General features: G+C 62.2%; 18 protein-coding genes, 1 pseudogene and 1 riboswitch. Of the genes and pseudogenes, 13 read left to right on the top strand and 6 right to left on the bottom strand.

Annotation, left to right across the window (positions count from 1 at the left end):
* Positions 1 to 594, bottom strand: a complete 594-nt coding sequence (locus Q0G18_RS00680) for an ECF transporter S component (protein ID WP_297148531.1) — start codon at positions 592 to 594, stop codon at positions 1 to 3.
* A 144-nt stretch (positions 595 to 738) separates the two neighbouring features.
* A riboswitch (FMN riboswitch) is annotated at positions 739 to 909 on the bottom strand.
* Between the two features lie 995 nt (positions 910 to 1,904).
* Here Q0G18_RS00680 and Q0G18_RS00675 point away from each other — a divergent pair.
* Entirely contained in the window at positions 1,905 to 2,918 is a 1,014-nt protein-coding gene (locus tag Q0G18_RS00675; RefSeq protein WP_297148591.1) for an inorganic phosphate transporter, read from the top strand.
* 193 nt (positions 2,919 to 3,111) lie between these two features.
* Here Q0G18_RS00675 and Q0G18_RS00670 read toward each other — a convergent pair whose 3' ends face one another.
* The 3 genes from Q0G18_RS00670 to Q0G18_RS00660 form a co-directional block, all read right to left on the bottom strand.
* Positions 3,112 to 4,542 (bottom strand): MATE family efflux transporter, encoded by a 1,431-nt coding sequence (locus Q0G18_RS00670; protein WP_297148529.1) that lies wholly within the window; start codon positions 4,540 to 4,542, stop codon positions 3,112 to 3,114.
* Positions 4,543 to 4,676: 134 nt separating this feature from the next.
* Positions 4,677 to 5,381 (bottom strand): class I SAM-dependent methyltransferase, encoded by a 705-nt coding sequence (locus Q0G18_RS00665; protein ID WP_297148527.1) that lies wholly within the window; start codon positions 5,379 to 5,381, stop codon positions 4,677 to 4,679.
* A 36-nt stretch (positions 5,382 to 5,417) separates the two neighbouring features.
* Positions 5,418 to 7,091, bottom strand: coding sequence for a flavodoxin family protein (locus tag Q0G18_RS00660; protein WP_297148525.1), 1,674 nt, complete (start codon positions 7,089 to 7,091; stop codon positions 5,418 to 5,420).
* 652 nt (positions 7,092 to 7,743) lie between these two features.
* Here Q0G18_RS00660 and Q0G18_RS00655 point away from each other — a divergent pair.
* From Q0G18_RS00655 to Q0G18_RS00645, 3 genes are all read left to right on the top strand, one after another.
* Positions 7,744 to 8,424: a hypothetical protein gene (locus tag Q0G18_RS00655; RefSeq protein ID WP_297148523.1), complete on the top strand. Its 681-nt coding sequence runs from the start codon at positions 7,744 to 7,746 to the stop codon at positions 8,422 to 8,424.
* A gap of 139 nt (positions 8,425 to 8,563) precedes the next feature.
* Complete coding sequence (locus Q0G18_RS00650) at positions 8,564 to 9,823, top strand: MFS transporter (RefSeq protein WP_297148519.1); 1,260 nt, start codon at positions 8,564 to 8,566, stop codon at positions 9,821 to 9,823.
* A gap of 30 nt (positions 9,824 to 9,853) precedes the next feature.
* Positions 9,854 to 10,666: a rhomboid family intramembrane serine protease gene (locus Q0G18_RS00645; protein WP_297148517.1), complete on the top strand. Its 813-nt coding sequence runs from the start codon at positions 9,854 to 9,856 to the stop codon at positions 10,664 to 10,666.
* A gap of 161 nt (positions 10,667 to 10,827) precedes the next feature.
* On the opposite strand, the gene Q0G18_RS00640 is transcribed toward Q0G18_RS00645, so the two are convergent.
* Together Q0G18_RS00640 and Q0G18_RS00635 are read right to left on the bottom strand one after the other, a co-directional pair.
* Positions 10,828 to 11,247: a hypothetical protein gene (locus Q0G18_RS00640; RefSeq protein WP_297148515.1), complete on the bottom strand. Its 420-nt coding sequence runs from the start codon at positions 11,245 to 11,247 to the stop codon at positions 10,828 to 10,830.
* An 88-nt stretch (positions 11,248 to 11,335) separates the two neighbouring features.
* On the bottom strand, positions 11,336 to 11,545 hold the full coding sequence (locus Q0G18_RS00635) for a helix-turn-helix transcriptional regulator (RefSeq protein ID WP_297148512.1): 210 nt from the start codon (positions 11,543 to 11,545) through the stop codon (positions 11,336 to 11,338).
* Positions 11,546 to 11,657: 112 nt separating this feature from the next.
* On the opposite strand from Q0G18_RS00635, the gene Q0G18_RS00630 reads away from it, so the two are divergent.
* The 9 genes and pseudogenes from Q0G18_RS00630 (at position 11,658) to Q0G18_RS00590 (ending at position 24,263) form a co-directional block, all read left to right on the top strand.
* A complete protein-coding gene (locus Q0G18_RS00630; RefSeq protein WP_297148509.1) occupies positions 11,658 to 12,326 on the top strand; it encodes a LexA family transcriptional regulator in 669 nt (222 codons plus the stop codon).
* 635 nt (positions 12,327 to 12,961) lie between these two features.
* A complete protein-coding gene (locus tag Q0G18_RS00625) occupies positions 12,962 to 15,331 on the top strand; it encodes a hypothetical protein (RefSeq protein WP_297148507.1) in 2,370 nt (789 codons plus the stop codon).
* A 498-nt stretch (positions 15,332 to 15,829) separates the two neighbouring features.
* Positions 15,830 to 16,120: pseudogene (locus tag Q0G18_RS09465) on the top strand (metal-sensing transcriptional repressor); the annotation flags it as partial.
* A gap of 3 nt (positions 16,121 to 16,123) precedes the next feature.
* Positions 16,124 to 18,964, top strand: a complete 2,841-nt coding sequence (locus Q0G18_RS00615) for an HAD-IC family P-type ATPase (RefSeq protein ID WP_297148504.1) — start codon at positions 16,124 to 16,126, stop codon at positions 18,962 to 18,964.
* A gap of 298 nt (positions 18,965 to 19,262) precedes the next feature.
* Complete coding sequence (locus Q0G18_RS00610) at positions 19,263 to 20,099, top strand: tRNA threonylcarbamoyladenosine dehydratase (RefSeq protein WP_297148502.1); 837 nt, start codon at positions 19,263 to 19,265, stop codon at positions 20,097 to 20,099.
* Complete coding sequence (locus tag Q0G18_RS00605) at positions 20,099 to 20,989, top strand: TatD family hydrolase (protein WP_366768826.1); 891 nt, start codon at positions 20,099 to 20,101, stop codon at positions 20,987 to 20,989. Before Q0G18_RS00610 ends, Q0G18_RS00605 begins: the two co-directional genes overlap by 1 nt.
* 107 nt (positions 20,990 to 21,096) lie before the next feature.
* The gene (locus tag Q0G18_RS00600; protein WP_297148498.1) at positions 21,097 to 21,531 is read left to right on the top strand and encodes a YbaN family protein; all 435 of its coding nucleotides are present in this window, start codon (positions 21,097 to 21,099) and stop codon (positions 21,529 to 21,531) included.
* Between the two features lie 291 nt (positions 21,532 to 21,822).
* Positions 21,823 to 22,689 carry an aromatic amino acid DMT transporter YddG gene (yddG, locus tag Q0G18_RS00595; RefSeq protein ID WP_297148496.1) on the top strand — a complete coding sequence of 289 codons (867 nt, stop codon included), beginning with the start codon at positions 21,823 to 21,825 and terminating at the stop codon, positions 22,687 to 22,689.
* 311 nt (positions 22,690 to 23,000) lie between these two features.
* Positions 23,001 to 24,263 (top strand): amidohydrolase, encoded by a 1,263-nt coding sequence (locus tag Q0G18_RS00590; RefSeq protein WP_297148494.1) that lies wholly within the window; start codon positions 23,001 to 23,003, stop codon positions 24,261 to 24,263.
* The last annotated feature ends 159 nt before the right edge of the window (positions 24,264 to 24,422 follow it).

Genomic DNA, 24,422 nt, shown 5'->3' with positions numbered 1-24,422 from the left:
TTAGCGGCCTTTCACCTGGTTTTTCTTCGGAGTGATGAGGTTCGAGATCGCCTTGTACACGATGAGCGTCAGAAGCGAGTTCAGCACGGTTTTGATGAGGTTGAAGGGCACGACGGCGGGAAGCAAAAGCGGCATGATGACGTCAACACTGCCATACCAGAACGCCACGCCGATCGTGAGGTTCGTGATGATGGCGCCGACGGTCGCGCATACGACGCCCACGATGAGGCCGAGAACGGCGCCTTTCAGGGTGTGCATCTTCTTGTAGATGAGCGCCGCGGGGACGACGAAGAACAGCGTCGCGCAGATGTTCATGAGCGAGCCGACCCATTCGCCCAGGATAAGGCCGTGAATCACCGCCGCGATCGCGCCGACGACAAAGCCTGCGCCCGGGCCGAAGGCGAAGCCGCAGACCATCGCGGGCATAAGCGAGGGGTCGTAGGTGAGGAAGGGCGCGGCCGGCAGAAGGGGAATCTGGATGAAGGAGAACAGCGCGGCGATGGCGCACATGAGCGCCATGGTGACGAGCTGGCGCGTGCTCCAGCGGTTCGTGTTCTTAAGTTCGACCTGCTTGGTTGCTTGTGTGGCTGACATGACAGCCTCCTTTTCGCAAGGTGGGTTTCTGCGGGTCCGCTTCTCACCCTGCACAAAAAAGCGGGCCCGTATGAATTCCTTTGCATACGGGCCCGCGAATACGCATCAACGACACGCCCGGCAATTGCCGCGGCGCGCTGCGATTCTCTGCCTCTTCCATCCGGACTGTAACCGTTGGTCCCGGATTCTCACCGGATCAGCCAAGCGAACGAAGCGCGGTGGGCACCTCATCTGCTCGGGTCGCGGACTTCCAGCTTGACATGCTGCCTTCTGGTTACCGCCAGTGGGGAATCTCACCCCGCCCTGAAACAGAATTCATCTAGCCCGTATTGTATGCGCGAAGGCGACAGGCTTCAACCTCTCTGCGGAAAGTTTTTGGAAGAAGGAGGTGATAGGGTGATTTGAGACTGGCGGCCCGCATGTCCCGTGTCGCGAAAACGGGTCACTCAAGGAAAAGGCGCCCCCTTCCCAACCTTAACTTAGACGAAACGCGCGGGAAACATGCATCGAGTATCTTTGGGGTGTCGACGCGGGAGGCCGCGCGGAAAGCGTCTGCGTGAAGCCTCGTGCTAGCGGCAAGACGCAAGATCATGCAGCCCCGACAAGGCGCAGCGCCGTGCAATTACGGCGAAGCGCAACGCCGCGCGACGATGAACACCCTAAGGCGGCTCTGCGCTACGATGCCCCCAACCCACGTACCGCACCCGCCATTTTCTTTTGCTGTGCAGTTGCTGCACAGAAACGGGGCCTTTTCGCGCATTTTTGATATCGAAGGCTCTCAGCCATACATAAGAGCGTTGCCGCCGTGCTCACTCGCACGGGTCATTTTTACCCCCAAGAACTGCCAGAAAAATGGTGGTTTTCATCAAGTGGTGCCGCAATCTCCGTGCTATTTCGGGAAACAACGTATAGGGTGATAGAATAACCCCAGGTCAAAAAAACATCCATTATTGGAGGTTTTTTGTCAGTGGGACTCTTTAACGCAATAATGATGAAGAGTGCCCAATTCCTGGCATGTCTCCCTGCTCTGAACGTCACAGGCGTGTTGTCGTCGCCGCTCCCGGTGGTTTCTTCGTTGGAAGGCGCAGGCCCCTCCCCGCCGTCGGCAAGTTTTATGCACGTTGCCGATATTGCGACCTTGCGTCCCCAGGCATGCTCTACATTGTTAAGGCTGTGTAAAATGCGGTCTGCATAAGGCGGCGCCTTGTGATTGACACGCACGGGACCAAGACGAACTCCCGAAAGGGCGTTCAACAACATAGACGGGGTTGCACGTGGCGCTTACGTTCGTAGATTTTCTTACCCAGGCGATGGCTCAGCCCATCCTGTTCGTGATTTTGATCCTCGTCATCGGCGTGACCGCCGTTTCCGGCGCCACCGACGCGCCGAACGCCATCGCGACGGTCGTTTCCACGCGCTGCCTCAAGCCGAATACCGCGATCGCCCTCGCTGCTGTGTTCAACTTCGTCGGCCTGGTCGGCATGACGTTTATCTCCACCGCCGTCGCGAAGACGATGTTTGGGATGGTCGACTTCTCGGGAGACACGAACGCCGCGCTTTTAGCCCTGGTCGCAGCTATGATAGGCGCCATCGCGTGGGGCGTCATCTGCTGGATTTTCGGCATCCCGTGCTCGAAGTCGCACTCCCTCATCGCCGGCATCACCGGCGGCGCCATCGCGCTCAACGGCTGGGCGGGCGTGGTTCCCGCCGAGTGGGCGAAGGTCATCTACGGTATGGTGTTTTCCCTGGTTGCAGGCTTTATTTTGGGCTGGTTGTTCACCAAGGTCATCGAAGCGCTCTTCCGCAGCGTGAACCGCATCTACGCGAACCGCCTGTTCGTCATCATCCAGGATTTGTGCGCCATCGCGCTGTCGTTTCTCCACGGCGCGCAAGACGGCCAGAAGTTCATGTCCATCGCCATGCTCGGCGTGGCCTTGTCCTTCGGCAGCTCGACGCCCGATTCAAGCGGCTTCCCGATGTGGATCATGATCGTGTGCTCGGCGGCCATCTCGCTCGGCACCGTCGTCGGCGGCAAGCGCATCATCAAATCCGTCGGTATGGATATGGTGAAGCTCGAGAAGTACCAGGGCGTCGCCGCGAACTTCTCGACCACGTTCACGCTTCTGTTCGCGAGCCTGACGGGCATGCCCGTCTCCACGAGCCACTGCAACACGTCCGCCATCATGGGCGTGGGCGCTTCGAAATCGATCAAGCGCGTGAACTGGAGTATCGCGAAGAACATGCTGCTCGCCTGGATCATCACGTTCCCTGCATGCGGTGTTATCGGCTTCGTTCTGGCGAAGCTTTTCATGATGCTCGCGTAGGCACATGCCCGTCTTGGGCTTGCCTGTGGCATCACGTGTCCCATTTTCGGGTCTAATTTCGATCTCTCTGCATAGTTAAGGGGTCCTGCGCCGAAGCGATATTGTGCTCGCGTGCACTGGCGCTAGGTTCGAGCGGTTGCGTCCCCCCCTTCGGGCGCAACCGCTTTTTCATTATGTGGCGTTAATTTTCCCGTTACACGGCGGCGTTGGAACGCGCCGCCTGCTTCTGCTTGCGCGCGGCGATCTTCGCGCGCTCCTTGGCGTAGGTGCGCTTCCTTGCGAAAAGGTAGAGTGCGATCATCGTGGTGCCGGTGACGATCCAAGTCACAGGGTAGATGTTCAGCAGCGCCTCGAAGCTGCCGAGCAGCGGGAACAGCGTGAACACATAGATGACGCGCAGCACGCACGACCCGATGATGACGACGACTGTCGGAAGGATTGACCATCCCATGCCGCGCAGCGCGCCTGCCGTTATCTCGTAGGTGCTGGGGAGGCATTCGAGTAGCTCGACGTGCCATAGCCTCGTGGTCGCGAAAACGAGGGCACCCGCCTCGGTGGTGAAGATGCTCAGGCCCGTGTTTCCCAGGCTGACGAGCGCAACCGACACCACAAAGGAGAGCCCGAGGGAGAGGCCCATCGACCAGGCGACGATTTTGTCGCAGCGCGAAAGGTTCCCCGCCGCGAAGTTCTGCCCTACGAAGGTGATGGCGGCCTGGGAAAATGCGTTGATGATGAAGTAAGTGTAGTACTCGAAATTGAGCGCAGCGGTCGATCCCGCGATTGCGTCGGTGCCGAAGCTGTTGATCGATGTTTGGATGATGATGTTCGATACCGCGAACACGACGCCCTGCAAACCCGAGGGCACGCCGATGTAGAGAATCTGGTGCAAGGCCCGCTGATCGACGCGAAGCTCCCGCACGTTCAGGCGGAAGTCTTCCTCTTCGTGCATGAGCATCACGATTACGATCGCCGCGGCGAGTGCGTAGGCGGCAACGGTGGCGGCGGCGATTCCCGCGGCGCCCAGGTGAAGGACTGACACGGCGAATATGTCGAGCACGGCGTTCGCCACCGCGGAGATGGCGAGCGCATAGAGCGGACGCCGCGTGTCGCCCTTTGCGCGCAGGATTGCCGAGCCGAAATTGAACACGAGGAAAAAGGCGACGCCGGCGAAATAGATTCGCAGGTAGCTAACCGATTCGGCGCGCGCTTCGTCGGGGATCCCCACGCTGTCTACGAGGAAGCCTGCGATGGCGATGCCGATCACGGTTACCAACACGGCGGAGACAATCGCGATCACCGCGGTGGTGTGCACGGCGGCGCGGATTTTCGAGCGGTCGCCTTGCCCGATCCGTATGGCGATCGTTGCGTTCGTGCCGATCGAGACTCCTACGAAAAAGCTGATGAACAGCGCGACCAAGGGCGATACGCCGCCGATTGCGGCGAGCTCGGTGGAGCCGAGGAGGCGTCCGGCGACGATGGCGTCGGTTGAGTTGAACAGCTGCTGGAAGATGCTCGAGAAGGCCAGCGGAATGGCGAAGAGGAAAAGCTTGCCCACAAGCGGCCCATGCAGCATGTCGATGCTGTTGCGGTTCGCCTTCTTCTCCACAGTGTTTTGCGACGACATTCGAAATCCCCCAGATACCTCAATCGCTTGATAGTGGCGCGCTCGCGCATTCGCATTTTCGCGCCCGCGCGCAGTCGCCGAATTTCCTTTCTACCGCGCTGTGGGAGGTTGCGCAAGGGAGAAGTAGTGTGAAGTTAAGCGAGCGGTACCTTTATGCTCGCGGGGATGATGACGTCGTAGCGCACGGCCTTGCCGGCGAGCGAATGGCTCGGCTTCACGCCCGCGAGATGCGGGCCTTTCGCGGGGCGCTTCACGATCACTTTGCGCGGGGCGGCGGAAATGGCTGCGGCAAGGAGCGCCCCTTCGTTTTGGCAGGGCGCCTCAAGATGGTGGATGAGCTGGAACTTCTTCTTCACGGCGGCGCTCTTGCGGCGCTCGGGGAACATGGGGTCCAGATAGATCACGTCGGGCGTGTCCCCAAGATGGCCCATCGCCTCGATGCTGTCTTCCTCGAAGAGCTCCATGCGCCGCGCGATGTCGGCGAGCTTGGGGTCTGCCTGCGCGCGGGCGAGCGCGTCGCGCACGAGGGCTGCGATGGTGGGGTCCGACTCGTACATGTTCACGCGAAACCCAGCTGCGGCCAGGAGAAACGAGTCCTCGCCAAGCCCCGCTGTGGCATCGATCGCCCACGGCTCGGCGCAGCCGCGAACCTTTGCCGAGCGGACGAGGAGCTCGCCTGCAAGGCGGTCTTTCCGAATGCGGGGAAGCAACTGCGAGAAGTCGCCGCGAAGCTCCATCCCGTCGCCGACGAGGGCGAGCCCGCGCCCGTCGCGCCGAAGCGACGTGGCGCAGGCTTCATCGCTTCCCGTTGATTCGATTTGTTGGTTGAATTTCCTCATGGGATAGCATTCTAGCGTGTTTTTCCCGATATTGCGCTACCCGCGAGCGATGTGGCGGGGGTACCACTTTTGGAACCACGCGGTGAAGACGCCCATCAGCGCGGGGAGGACCGAGTTGATCGCGCCGACGAGGCTGGCCGCGTCCGTCTGCATGATGAAGTACGTCCAGACGGGCGTGATCAGGTAGAGTATTCCCCACGCGGCGGTCAGGATGCGGTTCGTTCTCATGAAGATCGGGTTGCGCAGCGCTGCGTCGCCGTTGTAGCTGTTCTTGGAGTAATGCGCGGTCAGCGGTACCTTCGTGAAGCAGGAGAGCGTCCAGATCAGCCCGAACAGAAGATACGACGCGGGAATCACCAGGATGGGAGGGGCGCCCGCCAAAAGCGCGACGGAACACGCGCCAACCCCTAGGGCCGAGATCTGGTCGTAGAGGGTGACCTTCGTTCGATGCATCAATACGGGCAGCAGCACGCATACCGCCATGCTGACAAGGCTGCCCCAGAAGCTGTCGATGGAGGCTGCGACCCAAAAGACGATCCAGGGGATGAGGAGCAGCATCATGTTGGTTTTCGGCTCGGGCTCGTTCTTGCCGCACGTGCCCGCTCCCGCCGCGCCCGCGCGCGCCGAGTCCGAGCCCGCCATGTCGCCCGAGCCCGCGGCCCCGAAATACTCATCCCAGTGCATCATCAGGTCGAAATCGCCCTCGACCGAGTACAAATGCCTCATGAGCGCCTCGTCGCCGGCAATCTCGCCGCTGGCGATCGAGCGCCAAACGCTCAAGGGGGTGTTGATCTGCGTGGTGCAATCCGCGGCGAAGCCCTCGGCAGGTTTCTCCTCCACATGGCTTCCGCGCTCGCCAAGGACGATGCGGTAGGTCTTGCCGATGTCGGTGTAGTTCATGTCGAGCACGACGTCGCGCCCCGGCCACGCCTGCCTGCGATAGAGGGCTGCCATCTGGCGCGTGAACACCAGGCTGGGATCTTCCTTCTCGCCCGACTTGCCGACTCCCCAGCTCGCGTCCGCCATCGCCTCGAAGACGTCGCGCGGGAACAGGTTCTGGTCAAGCTTGCTGCGGGTCTCCTCGCGTATGCTCCCGCGCGCGAACTCCTCCCCGGCCTTTCTGACCCAGGAAAGGTACTCGTCGGTGCGCTCCGCCAGCTCGTTCACGCGGAATAGCTCGCCCTGCCCGCAGAAGAGCGCGGTGTAGCCGTCTTTCCCGCAAAGCCGGTCGAACAGGTCGGTTACGCCGCCGTAGTTTCCCTTCGCAGTGTAGAAACCGCAGGTCGAGATTACGATCGTGCGCGTGCCGCTCATGTCGTAGCGCGACGGGTGCCCGCCGTTTTCCGCCTCCGCGCTCATGAAGGGGAGCGACATGGGAAGCTGCCGGTCGATCAGGTTCTTCAGCGGACCAGGCAACCCGAAGTAGTACAGCGGAAAACTCCAGATTACGACGTCGGCCCACAAAATCTTCTCGATGACCCCCTGCATGTCGTCGCGGATGCAGCATTTCCCCGGCGTCTTGCTCCAGCAGGAGAAGCATCCCCGGCAGGGCTTGATGTCGAGCGCGGCGACGCTCAGGGTCTCGATTGCGGGTGCCTGCCCGTGGGCATTTTCTTCTTGAGCGGCTATGCCCTGCAGAAAAGCGCTGGTCAGGCGCCAGGTATTGCTTCTCTCGCCCTTGGGGCTGCCGTTGATTGCAAGGATTCTCATTTCGCGCTCCTCAGTTCGGCGGCGCAGTGCTCGGCCCAGTCGATGTGCATTTGCAGGCTTCTTCTGCCGAAGCCGGTGGTCATCTTCCAGTACGGGCTTCGGTCCTCAAGGCCAAGCTCGCCTTCGAAATAGTAGATGATATACCACAAACGGAATATGGGAAGAGGCCGCCAGGTAAATGTTGCGTAAGGTCGAAGCTGGGCCGCGCATTTTCAAAGGGGGGTCCTGCCAGAAATCGGGCAGTTTTCATCATATCGGGGAGGCGGGGCTTGGGGGAAGGGGAGGTCCATCGATGGGCATGTCTCGCTGACCTGGCATTATGCTTCTGCGCCGCCTGCACTCGCTTGCCGCAGGGATCGGACAGCGCTTAGCGAGCGACCTTCGGTGATGAAAACCACCCGATTTCTGGCAGGTCGGGGTCGTTTTCGCGACATGACCCCTGTTTTTGGCGGCCCGAGCCCCATTCCGTGGAAGACGGCGCGGCACGTTAGCGCTAGAATGGAACAATTGACCCGAGGCCCAGGGCAAACCTCCAAGCCTAAGCCTTGGCCCCCAAGCACAACCACAAGCACAAGCCTTGGCGCGACGTCCAAAGCCCCAACCCCAAGTCCCGCCCGAGGCCAAAGGGAAAACGAAACCAGAGGAGAGACGCGTGGCACAGGACTTCTTCGACCTGCTTTACAACGGCTATACCGGCGAGTACCAGCTTATGAGCTCGCTGTACCGCAACGGCCTCGATGCGTTGCGCCCGCCCGCCGACATGGGGATCGATGTGGTGTCGCTCAACCTCAAGCAGCAGCTCGAGCATCCTGGCACGGCTCCCGAGACGTTCTTTTTCCAGGTGAAAACGGCGGTGACGAACGTGAGCGAGGCTGCCGACCGCCCCGGCGCGATCGCGACGGTGGAGTTCAAGCTCAAGCAAAGCGAAGTGGACCTGCTCGCCTGCTCGCGCGACCGCGCACTGTTCTGCTACGTCTACAACTACGAGGCCGATTCGCTCACGGACGCGTTCGAGGCGCCGTTTATCTGCTTCTGGCTCGACGGTACTCTCCTCGAGAAGGTCCGCAGCGGCGGCGCGTTCTTTCGCAAAGAGGGCGAGCCTAAGCTGACGCTCGCCTGCCAGCTGCGCAAACCGAAGCACGAATACGGCCACTGGCACGCCGTGGTGGTGGACGAGAAGGGCAGCAAGGTCGAGGGCGGCTACCTCGGCGTTGTCGGCGGCTCAGGATACCCGGCAGACGACGAGGCGGATCACTACAGCGTGGTCGGCTATCTCAAGTACGCGCGCAGCTGCTCGGATGCCGCCGAGAAGTCGGATTCCCCGATGCAGTAGCAGGGGAAAATTGCCCAGTTCGTGGGCTTCTTGGGCGAAACGGGCCCGTGTGCTGCGCAAGGTGCTAGCATGGTGGGCAGGATTCGACGACGAAGGCGCCCGCGCGGCGCCTTTTTTCAGGAGAGGAGGCCGCAAGGATATGTCGACGGGTGCGATCAAGCGACACTACGAGAAGGTGATCGCGGCATGTTGCTTCCTCATCCTGTTCACGAACGTCGGCCTGCCCTCCACCTCGTTTTCCGTGTTCCAGCCTTATCTGGTCAATCTGCCTGGCGTTGGCAACACCGGCGGCTCGATCATCATCTCGGTGCGCACGTTCATGTCGCTGCTCGGCATGCTCGTGGTCGGGCGCTATTACGACCTTCTCAACTGCCGCGTCGGCGCGTTTCTCGCCTCGCTGTGCGTCTGCGCGGGCTTCTTCCTCTACTCGCAGAACACGGGAAGCTTCATCGGGCTGTGCGCAGGCTCGGTGTTCACGGGGCTCGGCTACGGCTTGGGCGGCATGATCGCCTCGACGATGCTGATCAATCGCTGGTTCCGCTCGAGCGTCGCCACGGTGGCGGGTGTCGCGGCGGTCGGGTCGGGGGTGGCTGCCGTCATCTTGCCGAACGTGGCGGTTGCGCTCATCGGCACGTACTCGCTTTCCGCGGCGTTTCTCTTCGAGTCGGGCCTTGCGCTTGTCCTCGGGGTGCTCGTCTTCCTGTTTCTGCGCAACTATCCGCGCGACCTGGGGCTTGAGCCTTACGAGGCGCCCGAGGGGAAGAAGGCGGGCAAGCCTGGTCGCACCCGTGCCGCTCGCCGCAACCGCAATGTCCCCGCGAAGCTCGCGCCGCTCGTGCTGGTCGCGATGACGTTCGTCGGCTGTATCTCCGTTGGCGGCACAAGCTATCTGGCCGTGCTGTTCACTTCGGAGGGCTTCTCCGCCGAGGGAGCGGCGGCGCTCGTGGCGCTGTGCGGCGGCTGCCTTACGGTCGCTAAGCTCGCAAGCGGGGTCGTGTTCGACCGCGTCGGGACGAAGCGCGGCTCGATGTTCTTCTTCGCCCTGTTCATCGGCGGCACGCTGTTGCTCTGCCTGTCGGATATGGGGAACGTGGGGCTTGCGGGCGTTGGTGTGTTCCTCTACGGGCTCGGGCTTTCCCTCGGCACGGTGGGCATATCCGTCTGGTCGATCGAGCTTGCGCCGCGCGGCCGCGAGGCCAAGACGATCAAGAACTTCCAGCTCTGCTATGCGCTCGGCGGATTCATCTTCACGTTCCTGCCGGGCTTTTTGGCAGAAGCGTTCGGAACCTATCTCATCACGTATGTGATTCTGCTCGCGATGATCGCGTTTGCTGCCATGGTCGTCGTGGGTGTGTACCTTTTGGGAGACCGCCGGGTTTCTGATAGCATACGTTCGTGATACGCAACGATTCCATGGCAAGGAGCGGCAATGACCGACGACCCGATCACCTCATCTGACGCGCAGCAGGCGCCGGCATTCTCTTCGGGCGCGCGGCCTGCACCCATCACCGACGAGCAGCTCCGCGAGATGATGCGCGATGAGGAACCTTCGTTTTTCGAGCGCAACTCGGGGCGCGTGGTGACGCTTGCGCTGATCGCGGTGAACGTGGTGTGTTTCGTGGCGGAGATGCTCATCTCGGGCACGGGCCAGGACATCTCGATCCTCACGTTGGTCCAGATGGGGGCCATGTACGCGCCGATGGTGCAAGGCCCTGCCGACCTGTACCGCTTCGTTGCGCCCATGTTTCTGCACATGGACCTCATGCACCTTCTGTTCAATATGGTCGCGCTCTACAGCGTGGGCGAGCTTTTGGAACGCGTGCTCGGGCGCGGAAACTTCCTTTTGCTCTACTTCGTCGCGGGCATCACGGGCAACGTCGTCTCCTATGCGGTCGACATGGCGCAAGGCGGCGGGCACTCCGTTTCCGCAGGTGCGTCGACGAGCGTGTTCGGCCTGTTCGTAGCCGTGGCGCTTCTGTGCGTCCTCGTTCGCGGCAACCGCGCGGTCTTTCGCGACTTCTCGAAGAGCATGCTCTCGATCATCGCGGTGAACGTTATCTATACGCTGCTCGTGCCGAACATCTCGATCAGCGGCCACCTGGGCGGTGCTATCGGCGGCGCGATCGCGATGCTCCTCCTCCCTGCGGCGAGCCTTCGCACCCCGCGCCCGGTCCGCATCATCGTGGCCGTGTTGTGGGTGGTGGCTGTCGCTGCCGTTCTCGTCTGGGGCGGCGTTTTCTAGAAAGCAATCGATAGGAATGCGGCGTGCCGTGTGGAATGAGCCGCTTTCTGCAGGGTGCGCTCCCGCTGTCGCTTGCGTTGCGCCCACGCTTGCCAAGCGCGACGAATCAGTCTGCTTCGCCGAGTGCTTCGGCGCCGCACACCTCCGCTCTGCCCGATGCGCTATTGCGGCGCGATTTTGAACGCGATCGAGTACTGGTTCGCCAACGGTGCCGTGCGGCTGAAGAACACGCGCCCGTCGATCGGCGAGCGCAACGTGTCGCGCACGCACCCGTCGAACGTGTCGCGCACCTCGGCGAGCGCCTGACCTCGTACGACGCAGTCCCCAGGCCCGACGAGCGGGACGAACAGCCCGCCCGCCCGCTCGCTGCGCACGTTGGAAAGCGAGCTCTCCTCGATGCGCGCTGGTTCGATCGTGTCAGTTTTCGCGCAGGTAAAAGCTTGCGAGCTGGATGCCGTAATCGTAGCTGGAAACCGCTTCGAAGATGCCTGCCGCGATAGAAGGTTACGAATTTGTTTCGGCGTGCGCGCCGACTGGTGGGATAGTTTGGCGCCTACGAGCGAGAGGTTGTGTCGGGGCATGTGATGGTTTGGCGCCTATGAGTTGGGCGTCGTGGCTGCAGGAGCGCTTCGAGAGCTTGCTTGGCGCCTGCGGGTTGTTGCCTTACTGCTATGCGCGAAGGGATTCGAACGCGCCTTCGATGAGGGTTTCGCCTGCGGGGCCCATTGCGTGGGCGAGGGCTGCGAGCTCGTTTAAGGTGAGCGTGCCGGGGTGGCGCTCTACTTGGGCGTATTCCGATATCGGCAAATCGATAGCGTCCGCACATTGCTGTGCCGTTAGCCCTGATGTCTCGCGTGCGCGCGTGAGCCAGTTTTTCACGCCGCCTCCCTTCCCGTGAATATGGCGCTATTAAGTTTAACGGGTAACAAGGCCTCGTCAATCGAGGGAATATGCAGGTTTGGTAGCATTGTCGAGTCAATGGGAGGTGCGCGTGGGCGATACGACGGACAATGCGATCGGCAACAACATCAGGGCGGTGCGCGTTGATGCGGGGTTGACCCAAGTCGAGTTTGCGGAACGCCTTCAGGTTTCCCAAACCACGGTTTCGTCGTGGGAGACGGGCAGTTCGCAACCTCGTCGCAGCAACCTCTTCATCCTGCTCAGCGAATTTCCTGGCCTCACCCTTGAGGATATCAACAGCGAGAAGAACGGTTTTGCTCGCCGGTCTCTTCGCCGCTCGAGCGATTCGCAATCTGAGCAAGCGCCATTGCTCGGGCGCGTGGCTGCGGGAGCTCCGCGCGACGCGTTCCCTATCGAGGAATACGTCGCTGTGCCGCATTCGCTGCACGAGCGTTACCCGAACGCGTTTTTCCTGCGCGTGTCTGGCGAATCGATGAACCGCGTGCTGCCGAATGGCTGCCTGGCGCTCGTTGTGCCCGAGTCCGAGGTGGTCAATGGGCACGTGTATGTGTTCGGGACGGAGAGCGGCGACTTCACGGTGAAGCGTGCAAGCGTCACCGAAGACCGCATAACGCTCATGCCCGATTCCTACCTTCCCGGATACGAGCCGATCGAGTTCACCCGAAGCGGAGAGCGCCCCCTCCCGCGCGCGATCGGGCGGGTGGTGTGGTTCACCATGCCGGAGAGATTCCGCGTCTAGCTTTTGCGGCCGGCGTGTCGGGGTTTGCGCGTTCTTTCCTGTAATCCCAGTTCAAAGGCACACGAAATCAAGCAGCCGAACCACGTGTCGCCGATCATTCCCGCAAAGGTGCGGCGGGTGCGTCTTGGCGGGGCAGGTACGTCTGGACGGGGCAGGCGCGTCTTCGCCGCCGCTGCGAAAACGGCCGCATGGCATCGGTTGTCTGGAAATCGCCCGGTCCCGTTCCTCTCTTGTCTCGAAATCGACTCGTCGTGGACAAAAAATCACCGATATGTGAGGAGTTGCACTAGGGAAACTTTATGTTGAACTTTCTGACCTGGGAAAATGCGTGAGGTGAGTTCGCGTATCCTCTCCTTCGCCTTCGAATGGCTCACATATCGACGATTTCTGTCCACGACTTCGCGAATTCGGGAAAGAAGCTCAGGAATGGGGAATCAAGCTTGATGTGGGGGCGCGGTGGAAGTGGGCGCACTGCGCGGCATCGCGCTTATACTTGGGGCATGGCTAACAACGATCAGGGATACGATCCGTTCGAGCCGGGCCATTCCACGCCCGAGTTCGAGCAGTTCGCGCGAGAAAATCAAAAATATCGGAAGGCGAGTCACGCTCGGGGTGGCGCGGGTGAACAAAAGCGCATGCCATCGTCGGGTGCGCGCTCGCGCTCGGCTGCTGCGGGCGGTGCAGGGTTGCGAGCAGCGGGTTCTCGCAATGCGAACTCGCGTGCGGCCAGCTCCCGAAGCGGCTCGGGCAAGCACGCTTCGCGCGGCGCAGACAAGACGCTATCGCAGGCGCGCGTCGCCGGCGGCCACAAAGCGGCAGGTCGAACGGCTGCCTCCACGCAGAAGGCCCCCTCGCGCTCGTCGCGGTTCGCATCCCCGCAGCCGCCCCAGCAAACACCCGAGCCCCAGCCGGTGTTCGCCCGTGCGCACAGCAAGGCGCACAACGTCGTAGGCGTTCTCGTCTGTGTGCTGCTGGCGATCGCGCTCGAGGTGTTCGGCTACAACTTCCAGTTCTTCTACTCGATGACCTATCCCGATGCGGGGAGCTACCTCGTCAACGGGGCGCAGCCTTCGCAAGTGGGCACGATCACGCTCGATTCCTCGTCGAGCTCCTTTGAGATCACGGGGCTCAACTCCACGGTGCGCTCCATTCATTTCTCACCGGTGCTCTCCGATGCCGCAGGTGCTGCGAAGGCGACCGACAGCAAGATCCAGGTCGTCATCTCGCTCGCCGACGAGGGCAACGCGAACTACTACGCGAACCCGGCCGTGTCGGTCGACCCCGCCGACCCCGCGACTACCTACATCTCGCTCGACCCCGCCGGCAAGTGCCATTCCATCAAGGTGAACATGACGAACCTCGCGGACATCGGCGCAGTTCAGGTGTCGGGCATCTCGCTCAATCAGAAGGTTCCGTTCGACTTCGACCCGCTGCGCGCGGGCTCGGTGCTGGCCATCCTGCTCGTGCTCTTCGCGCTGCGCCCCGCGTCGGGCCTCTACAGCCGCGTTCGCGACTCGCGCCTGACGAGCCACCGTATCCTTATCGTCGCGCTCGTCGCCGTGCAGTGCGTGGTCGTGCTTGCGCTCGTGCTCTCCAACTCGCACTATGTGTCCTTGACGCAGACGCCGTCCTACGAGAACCAGTTCCAGTACCAAAAGCTCGCCGTTGCGCTCACTCAGGGGCATCTGTACTTGAACGACGTGCCCTCCGACGCGCTGCAGGCGATGGCGAACCCCTACGATACGCAGGCACGTGCGGCGCAGGGCGTGCCCTATCTTTGGGACCATGCGTACTTCCACGGGAAGTATTACGTTTACTTCGGCATCCTGCCGTGCCTTGTGTTCTACGTGCCGTGGCTGCTCGTGACGCACACGGGCTTTCCGACGTGGCTCGGCATCGCCATCTGCGACTGCGTCTATGCGGCGGGGCTTATGTACCTGCTCTCGGCGGTGTGCCGTCGTTGGTTCCCGCGCACGTCGATCGGGGTGCTTGTGGTGCTCGATGTGATGCTGTTCGTCGCGGGCGGCGGCATCATCCTCGCGCGCACGCCGTCGATGTACTTCATGCCCGAGGCGATGTCGCTCGCACTCGTCTCGTGGGGCCTGGGGCTGTGGGTCTCGGGCACCTCGCGCGGCTATATCGAGCGGGGGAAGATCGTGCTCGGCGCGCTGCTCATCGCGCTCACCATGGCCTCTCGCCCGCAGATGGTGCTCTCCGCGGTGTTCGGGCTCGTCCTTTTCTGGCCGTTTTTGCGCGACTCGAAGGGCGATCGCGGGGCCAGGCGGGACGTCATGGGCGCCTTCAAGGTGGCGATGGTGCCGTTTGTGCTGGTCGCCGTCGCGGTGTTGGCTTACAACGCCGCGCGATTCGGCTCTCCGTTCGACTTCGGCGCGAACTACAACCTCACCACGAACGATATGACCCATCGAGGGTTCCACCTCGACCGCATTCCGTTCGGGCTCTACGCATACCTCTTCCAGCCGCCCGTGTTCGGTAGCCAGTTCCCGTTCCTGCGGCAGGCCTACCTCGACCCTGCGTACCAGGGCATCACCATCTACGAGCCCATGTTCGGCGGCTACTTCTTCCTGTATCCGATGACGCTTGCCGTTTTGGGCATCGTCATCGGGCGTGTGCGCGCGCAGCTTAAGGAGCAGCGACTTTTGCCGCTGTTCGTGGCGCTTGTGTGCGTGGCCTTCGCGCTGTGCATCTTCGATTTGCAGGGCGCGGGCATCCTCATGCGCTATGTGTGCGATTTCGGGTTGTTCTTCGCGCTGGCAGGCGCGATTGTGTTCCTTGCGCTTCTGCAGGTCAAGAGCGAAAAGCGCCTCACAAAAGACTGGACGACGCAATTCTCTGCCGTAGGCTCGCGCGGGGCTGTTGCGGCGGCGGGCGAGGGCGCCGAAACCGTGTCGGTGTACCGTATCTCGCTGTACTTCATGTTCGCGACGCTTGTGCTCATGGTAATCATGAACGTCATGCTCTGGAATGTTTTCGGCATGTATTAATGCTGGTGCGAGGCGCCGTCTGACGCGGCTGCAGTGTGGGCAGAAGGCCCATCGGCCTGCTTGCGATAGCGCCTCCCGGGCGCTTCGCCGAATCCATTGCGGGCTGCCTTGCGGAAGTTCTGGCGCTCGCAGATCGCGTCGCTCGGCGGCAGGTGACCCGCCCCCGCTCAGTTTCGCCACTTCGCATGTTTTCCCTTGCTATACCCCTAGAGGGTATATAATGCCGACCATAAGATACCTCCAGGGGGTATGTGGAAGGAAGGGAAGGTTGCGATGGCCAAAGCAAACGGCAAGCGCTCGGTAGAGGATGCGGACAAGGTCTCGGCTGATGGCGAGCCCGCTGCCGAGCACATCGACGCTCCGGTTGGCGCCTCGTGCGACCGCGCTCCAGCTGCCGCCAAGTGCGACGATGTTGCCGGCGGCGCTTCTTCGTCCGCGTCTTCTCGTTCGGGCGTCGGGCACGCCGCCTGCGAAAGCAAGGGCGCGCGTGCGCAAAACTGCTGCTGCCACCATAAGGCAACGCCGCGCTCCGAGGAGTTCCAGCGCGACCTGCAAAAGCGCCTCAACCGGGCAATCGGCCAGCTCAACGGCGTGAAAGCCATGATTGACGACAACCGCTACTGCGGGGACGTCCTAACACAGCTCGCCGCCGCGGAGTCCGCCGTGCATTCCATTTCCGCCATCCTTTTGCAAAACCACCTGGAGACCTGCGTCGTCGAGCAAATCGAGGCGGGCAACACCGCCATCATCGACGAGGCGATGCAGCTCATCAAGAAGTTTGCGAGGTAGAAGATGACGCAAAAGCAAACCTTCGACGTTTCGGGCATGACGTGCGCCGCCTGCTCCGCCCGCGTCGAGAAGACGACCTCGGGCGTCGCTGGCGTTGAGCACGCTGTGGTGAACCTGCTGAAGAACTCGATGGAGGTGGAATACGACGGCAATCCCGCCACGCTCACTGCGATCAGCGCGGCGGTCGAGAAGGCGGGCTACGGAGCGGTGCCCCGAGTCGAGGTTGGCGCAGCCGCAGGTGCCTCGAGCAGTCCTGTCGCCCCCTCCGCCGCGCGGGAAAACGCCGCCGCAAAGGAGGCGGCGCACGTGCGCATGCGGCTCATCGTGTCGTTCGTGTTCACCATTCCCTTGTTCTACTTATCCATGGGCCACATGTTCGGCTGGCCCCTGCCCGAGTTCTTCCTGGGTCACGAGAACATGCTCACGTTCGCGTTTACCCAGTTCCTACTCTTGTTGCCCGTGATTTTCGCGAACTTCAAGTTCTTCCGCGTGGGCTTCAAGACGCTCTTCCATGGCTCGCCGAACATGGACTCGCTTATCGCGCTGGGGTCGACGGCCTCGACGGTCTACGGCATTGTAGCGATCTACCGCATCGGCTGGGGGATGGGCCGCGGCGACATCGATTTCGCGCACATGGCCGCGATGGATTTGTACTTCGAGTCGGCGGCGATGATCCTCACGCTGATCACGCTGGGCAAGTACTTCGAGGCGCGCGCGAAGGGGAAGACCACCGACGCGATCGCGCAGCTTATGGATCTCTCTCCGAAAACGGCGATTCGCCGCAACGTCGACGGTGCCGAGGAAGAAGTCCCTGCGGAGCAGGTGCGACCGGGGGATATCCTCATCGTTCGCGCCGGCGCGAGCGTGCCTGTTGACGGAGTGGTGATCGAAGGCGGGGGCACGGTCGACGAATCCGTCATCACTGGCGAGAGCGTACCGGTGGAAAAGGGCGTGGGGTCTGCGGTTACGGGTGCGACGGTGAACCGCACGGGATGGTTTGCCATGCGCGCCGAGCGCGTGGGCGTCGACACCGTGCTCGCAGGGATCGTGCGCATGGTCGATGAGGCAACAAGCTCTAAGGCTCCTATCGAAAAGCTCGCCGACAAGATTTCGGGCGTGTTCGTGCCCGTGGTCATCGCGATCGCGCTTCTCACATTCGTCATCTGGATGTTCGTTGGTGCGGGCGTGGCGACCGCTCTTTCCCACGCGATCAGCGTGCTCGTCATCTCGTGTCCTTGTGCTTTGGGCCTTGCCACCCCGACCGCCATCATGGTGGGGACGGGCCGCGGTGCTGCGAACGGCATCCTCGTGAAGTCGGCAGAGGCGCTGCAGACCGCGCACGGCGTGAAGACGGTCGTGCTCGACAAGACGGGGACCATCACGAAAGGCGCGCCCGAGGTGTGCGAGGTGCTGGTGGCCGAAGGAGGCTTCACCGGAGCCCCGAGCGCTGCAGATGGCTTCGGAGGCGCCCAGTCGCTCAGCAGTCCTGGCTCGCACGAACAGTCCACTGGACTGTTCGGCTCGTGCGGAACTCGCTTTGTGAGCGCAACCGAAGCCATCGACGAGCCGAAATGCAATGATGCGGCAGCCGCATTCCTTTCCCTTGCATACTCCCTCGAGAAGCGTTCGGAGCACCCGCTTGCGCAGGCAATCGTGGCGTACGCCGAGGCTCGCGGCGTCGCAGCTCAGGAAGTCGAGGCTTTCGAGCAAGTCCCTGGCGGCGGACTTCGCGGCCAGGTTGCGGGGCGTGCGTGCCTCGCCGGTAACGCGCGGCTCATGGGGGAGGGCTGCATCGACATCGCAGGGGCGGAAGGAGAGGCGCAGCGCCTTGCCGACGAGGGCAAGACGGTGCTCTTCTTCGCAGTCGACGGTGCGCTCGCAGGCCTTATCGCGCTGGCCGACGAGCCCAAGCCCCGAAGCGCTGCGGCGCTCGCCGAGCTCTCGCGCATGGGCATCCGCACCGTCATGCTCACGGGCGACAACGAGCGCACGGCGCACGCTATCCAGAAGCGCGTCGGTGCCGACGACGTCATCGCCGGCGTGCTGCCTCAGGGCAAGGAAGAAGTTATACGCGACCTGCAGAAACAGGGGACGGTCGCCATGGTAGGCGACGGTGTGAACGACGCTCCCGCCCTCGCGCGCGCCGATGTCGGCATCGCAATCGGCGCGGGCACCGACATCGCCATCGACAGCGCCGACATCGTGCTCATGAAAAGCGACCTGGCAGATGTGCCTGCGGCGATCTCGCTTTCGCGCGCGACCATGCGCAATATCAAGCAGAACCTGTTCTGGGCGCTCATTTACAATGTGATCTGCATCCCCGTGGCGGCGGGCGCGCTCTCGTTTGCGGGCGTAACTTTGAACCCCATGATCGCCGCGGCGGCAATGTCGTGCAGCTCGGTGTGCGTGGTGTCGAACGCGCTTCGCCTGCGCGGATGGATGCCTGTGGCGTTCGGCGGGGCAGCATCGGCGCTGGAACCCGAGGCTGCACCCGATGCCGCGCCCGAGGCTACGCTCGCAAGAGAGGCGGGTGTGCCCACGATGGATGGGCCCTCTGCGGAAGACGGCGATGGTTCGCCTGTTTCCGCTGGTCATAGTGAAGAAGTGCAAACCGTGAAACCGAAGGAGATCGTCATGGAAAAGAAGCTGTCCGTCGAAGGAATGATGTGCCAGCATTGCGTCGCCCACGTGAAGAAGGCGCTTGAGGGCGTCGAGGGTGTGGAAGAGGCCGTGGTCGACCTTGACTCCAACAGCGCGACGGCGAAGCTCTCTGCCGACGTGGCCGACCAGGTGCTTGTCGACGCTATCGTCGATGCGGGATACGAAGCGAAGGTCGTCGAGTAGCAAGACGCCTCCTTCGTGGTCAAAAGAAAGAGTTGTGCGCTGCTGTTGGCTCGCTAAAGTGACATTCACTCTGTAGTTACACCCCACATTACCCAAATCTGGGGTGTAACTTTGCCGAGTAACAGCTTTCTTGCGCTTGAAGGAAACAAGCGGGCGCGCACAACTCGCTCAGTTGACCACAAACTTGCCCTACTGCTCCACAAGACGTCGCGAGCACCTATCCATGGTGCGATTTCGAGGGCAAGCCCCGCCCCCGCCCCCCCCTAATTTGCCGAAGCCCACCGGAAGGAACAAACCCATGGCTAAGACAGCCGAACCGAACACAACCCCCGCACCCGATGGGCGCCCGCTCGTTGCGCGAACGTCCCCTCTCGAGGATCGATGGGGAAGGCTCTCCATCGTCTTCGGCCAGGACGGCGTCGAGCTTCTTGCTGGCAAGAAAGTGCTCCTCTTCGGTTTGGGCGGTGTCGGCTCGAACTGCCTTGAGCCCCTCGCGCGCGGCGGTATCGGATCGTTTGTGCTGGTCGATTGCGACGTTGTGCAGCCCTCGAACGTGAACCGCCAGGCGGTTGCTTGGGAGAGCACTATCGGTCGACGCAAGACTGACGTCGCGCGCGAGATGGTGCGCGCGATCAACCCCGAAGCTCAGGTGGAAACGGTCGACGAATTCGTCCTGACCGAGAACCTGCCTGCCTTCCTCGATGCGCACGGCGACGTCGACTTCGTGATCGACGCAATTGACACGGTCTCCGCGAAAATCGCCCTCGCGAAGCTGTGCGAGGATCGAGGCCTTCCTCTCGTGTGCTCAGCGGGCGCAGCAGATCGCCTCTTCCCCGAGCGCCTTTCGCTTGCGAACATCTACGACACGCACGATTGCGGACTTTGCCGCATCTTGCGCAAAGAGGCACGCAAGCTCGGCATTAAGCGCTGGACCATCCTGTATTCCGATGAGCCTTCGGCGCGCGAGCTTTTGGGCACCCCGCGCCTGCCCGAGCCCGAGCAAGTGCCAGGTGAGCGCCGCCGGAAGCTTCCGCTCGGCACCACCTCGTGGATGCCTCCCATCATGGGGCAGATGATCGCGGGCTACGTTATCTGCTCGCTCCTCGGCTTGGAAAACGGCGGGCGATCGTTGTGATGGAGGGGATCCCGCTCATCGACATGCACTGCCACCTGGACTTTGCAGGTAATGCGGCGGAACTTGCCGCTGCATACGCCGCATGCGGCGGCGCGCTATCGGGAACCTGCGATCCGCGCGATTTCGAGCGCGTGCGCTCCAAACTCGCCCCCTACGCCCCGCGTGTGCGGGTTGGCTTGGGGCTTCATCCGTGGTGGGTCGCTGACGGCACCTGCGGGGAAGGGGAAGTCGCGCTGTTCGAGCGCTTGGCTCCTGGTGCGTCTCTGATCTCGGAGGTGGGGCTCGACTTCCAGCCGCGGCGAGCGGAGACGCGCGATGCGCAGATCGCGGCGTTCGAGCGCGTCTGCGTTGCCTCGGCGCGCCCGCTTGGGGAAGGGGAGGCGGCGGGGCGGCCCGCCGCAGGCTTGTCTCAGCAGTCCGTCGTGAGCTCACGCGGCGAAACGGGGCGGCCTGGTAATGCTCGGCACGCCACGCGCTCATCAGCGGAATTCCCGCGGCGCATCATGTCGATCCACTCCTCGAGGGCAGCGATGTGCACGCTCGATGTGCTCGAACGCACGGGATGCCTCGATGCCTGCACTTGCATTTTCCACTGGTTCTCGGGCTCGCAAGAGGAGCTGACCCGCGCAGTTGCGTCGGGATGCCTCTTCTCGGTGAACGAGCGCATGCTCAAAACGAAACGTGGCCGCGCCTATGCGCGCGCTATTCCCGAGGGTCGCCTGCTCATTGAGACCGACTTCCCGAGCAAGCCTACCCCTATGACGATTCCCCAAGACGTCTCCCCGCGCCTCGAGCGCACGATGTCGTTACTTGCTGAAGCGCGCGGCGCCGACGAGCGCTCGTTGGCTGCAACCATTGCCGCTACAAGCGAACGGCTTCTTCTTTCGTAGAGAGGCAACCGGAGGCTCAAAAGTTTTCCACGGTTGATTTAACGAGGAGGCCATGGTAATTTTCTCATGATTTGTTAGTTATATCGAACAGCAAGTAGGTACAACGTGTGAACGAACAGACTGCCCAAATTGAGCAAAATATCCCAATTGAGCAGGTAAAACAAGTAAAATCACGCTTGCGCTACTGCCTGTGGGCGGCAGGAGGTTTCCTCTTCTTCGTCCTGGGAATGTTGGGTGTGGTGCTGCCTATTCTGCCCACAACGCCGTTCATCCTGGTGGCCGCCTTCTGTTTCGCGCGCAGCTCCAATCGTCTCAACAGCTGGTTTAAAGGTACAAAGGTCTACAAGATGGTGCTCGAGGGCTATATGACCAAGCGCTCCATGACGCTGCAGGCGAAGCTCACCATCCTCGTGCCCGTCACCGCGCTTTTGGCTGTGAGTTTTGCCATGATGAGCAACGTTCCCGTTGGTCGTGCAATTGTTGCCGCCGTGTGGGTGGGGTATATCGTCTATTTCGGTTTCGTCGTGAAAACCGAGCGCTAACCAGGGCGTTTGCACCTGGCAATTGAGGGATTCGCGCTGCGTCGGCCGCTCTCGGGCGCCGCTTCCCGCCCCGCGTTCTCCGTGCTGTGGACGGCTTCGGCGCGGCCCGCGCTCGCCCCTTCTGGTTCGCCCCTTGCGGAGCCTCGGCGCCCCTTACAGCCTCTGTGCTCGGCTCATCACCCGTCGCCTTTTTCCTCCTTCTGCGGGCGTCGCGTCCCATTGCGCCTGCGCTCCTGTACTATAGGGCGGTTTGGTGATTCGATGGGGAAGGGAAGCGGCCGCGTGAGGCGAATGGGCAAAAGCGATCGTTCCACGATGGTGGGCTTTCTTGCGCTCGTGTTCTGGAGCATGATGTTCGGCTTCGTGCGCCTGACCTCGCAGGGTTTCGGCGTTCTGCTTGGCGGTGCGCTCATCTACACGCTTGGCGCGATCTCGCTGTTCATCGTTTTGCGCCCATCGCGGCCGAGCGCTTATCCCTTGAAGTACTTCCTGGTCAGCGGCGGGCTTTTCGTGTTCTACGAGGCCGCCATAAGCGCCTCGATCGGCCTTGCCGCCTCGTCCACGCAAACAGTCGAGCTCAGCATGGTGAACTATTTGTGGCCCTCACTTACCGTTCTTTTGAACTCCACGGCGATGCGCGGCGCGCGCGGATTCGCCCGTGCTCTGCCGGGTGCTGCGGTTGCGACGGTGGGCGTAATGCTCGCTATCGGGGGAGATGCCGGCCTTGACGCGGGTGTCGTCGCGGCGGATATCTCCTCGAATCCGCTTCCGTTCGCCCTGACGCTCGCGGCGGCGCTTGCCTGGGCGTCCTATTCCGTCGTCACGCCGCGCATCACGAACGGCAAGGATGCCACGCCCTATTTCATGATCGGCGTCGCGGCGGTGTTCTGGGCGATGTTCGCCACCTCGGGCGCGCCTGTTCTCCAAAGCATGCCGTCGATCGGGTCGATCCTGGCGCTTCTTGCCGCGACAGGCTCGATCGCCGCAGGGTACGCGTGCTGGAACCACGGACTGCGTTCGGCAACGTGTCGCGCATGGCGCTTGCATCGTATGCGGCGCCCTTCCTCTCGGTGGTGGCAAGCTCGATCATCTTGGGGCTCGCGCTGCCTGGGCTTTTCTGGGCAGGCGTCGCCTTCGTCGTTGCGGGTTCGTTGTTGAACCTGCTCATGGGCAAACGCACAGAGAGCCGCGGAGATAATTAAATCGGGAAGGGAAGGCTTGAGGAGCTCGCCCGATAGAAGGGCGTCTCCAAGCCTTCCGACTCAACTAACAGAAGCGCGCTGCCTAGCCCGCTCGCCCGCCTGGCAGATGCGCGCCGCTGAGTCTTCTGCGTCCTTACAGCTCGTTTTCTCACCGTTTGTCCGCTTTAATTCTGGTTTCGCGCGATTTTGCCGCTTTGCGCTGGTCTTTCGCTCGTTCTTCCCATACCATCAAGGTCGATTTGACTTTATCTTTACGGAGGAATCCCCATGCATCCTTGCGCCGATGTCGAAGCGCTTGCCTTCGCCCAATCCGAACCTGCAGGAACCCGCACCGCCGCGCTCGTTCGTGATGCCGCCGCGTCCGCCGAGTGCGCCATCATCGAGTGGCGCCGGCTGTTTCATCAGCATCCTGAGGTTTCGGGGCAGGAATCGCATACGCAGGAGATGCTCTGCGGCGAGCTCGATCGCCTGGGGGTGGAATATCGTCGCCTCGATAACAACGGTATCATCGCGACGGTTCGCGGGGAGGCCCCCGGGGCCTACGATGCCGCCGGCATTCCTGCGCGCCGCGTGGCCCTTCGCGCCGACATCGATGCGCTTCCTGTGACCGAGGACACGGGCGTGCCGTTCGCTTCCAAGAACGAGGGCGTCATGCATGCGTGCGGCCACGATGCGCACATGGCCATGATGCTCGGTGCGATCCGCATTCTTCTCGAGACGAAATCGCAGCTCAAAGGCGAGGTTCGTATCTTGTTCCAGCCTGCTGAGGAAATCTCGATAGGCGCGCTCTCCATGATCGACGCCGGCGCGCTCGACGGTGTCGACGCCATCTACGGCGCACACATCTGGAGCGAGGTCGACGCGGGCACGGTGTCGTGCGCGCCGGGGCAGCGCATGGCCAACACCGACTGGTTCCACATCGACATCGAGGGTGTCTCCGCGCACGGTTCCATGCCGCACAAGGGCGTCGACGCCGTCGTCGTGGGGGCGGAGATGGTGAACGGGCTGCAGGTGCTCGTCAGCCGCGACGTGTCGCCGTTCGACCCGGTCGTGGTAACTGTGGGCGAGTTCCACGGTGGCGAGGCGCGCAACATCATGGCTGGCCACGCCTATCTTTCGGGAACGGTGCGCACCTGGACCGACAAGCTGCGCCGCGAGGTCCCCGATCGTCTTGAGCGTATCGTGAGCAAGATAGGGCACGCTTTCGGGGCCAAGGTGAAGTTCACGTTCGAGGAGGGCAATGCGGGCCTCTCGAACGACCCGGTGTGCGCGGAGGTTGCGCGGTGTGCAGTCGTGGACATGCTGGGGAAGCCCGCAGTGTCGGACTACCGCGGCACGCTCTCGGGTGAGGATTTCAGCGAGTACTTAAACATCGTGCCTGGCGTGTTCTGCTTCGTTGGAACGCGAAATCCCGAGGTAGGGGCTTCGCACCCGCAGCACAGCTGTCATTTCACCATCGACGAGAGCGTGCTCGCGAAGGGCAGCATGGTCGCCGCCCAATGGGCCTGCCGCATGCTGGCAGCGGAATAGCGCAGGTCTTGCCCTTTGCGATTCCGATGGCGTTCGGACAGGTTCGTCCCGAACGCCATCAAGACTTCCGCGATTGTTTCTCTATTTCTCCCCTTCGACCAGGTCAAGCAGCTCCTCGCGATTCTTCACGCCGAGTTTCTTGTAGACGTTGTACGTGTG

Origin of the sequence: uncultured Ellagibacter sp. (assembly GCF_934636505.1) — a bacterium.
Classification (GTDB): Bacteria; Actinomycetota; Coriobacteriia; order Coriobacteriales; family Eggerthellaceae; genus Ellagibacter.
This window is presented reverse-complemented; position numbering and strand designations above follow the sequence as displayed.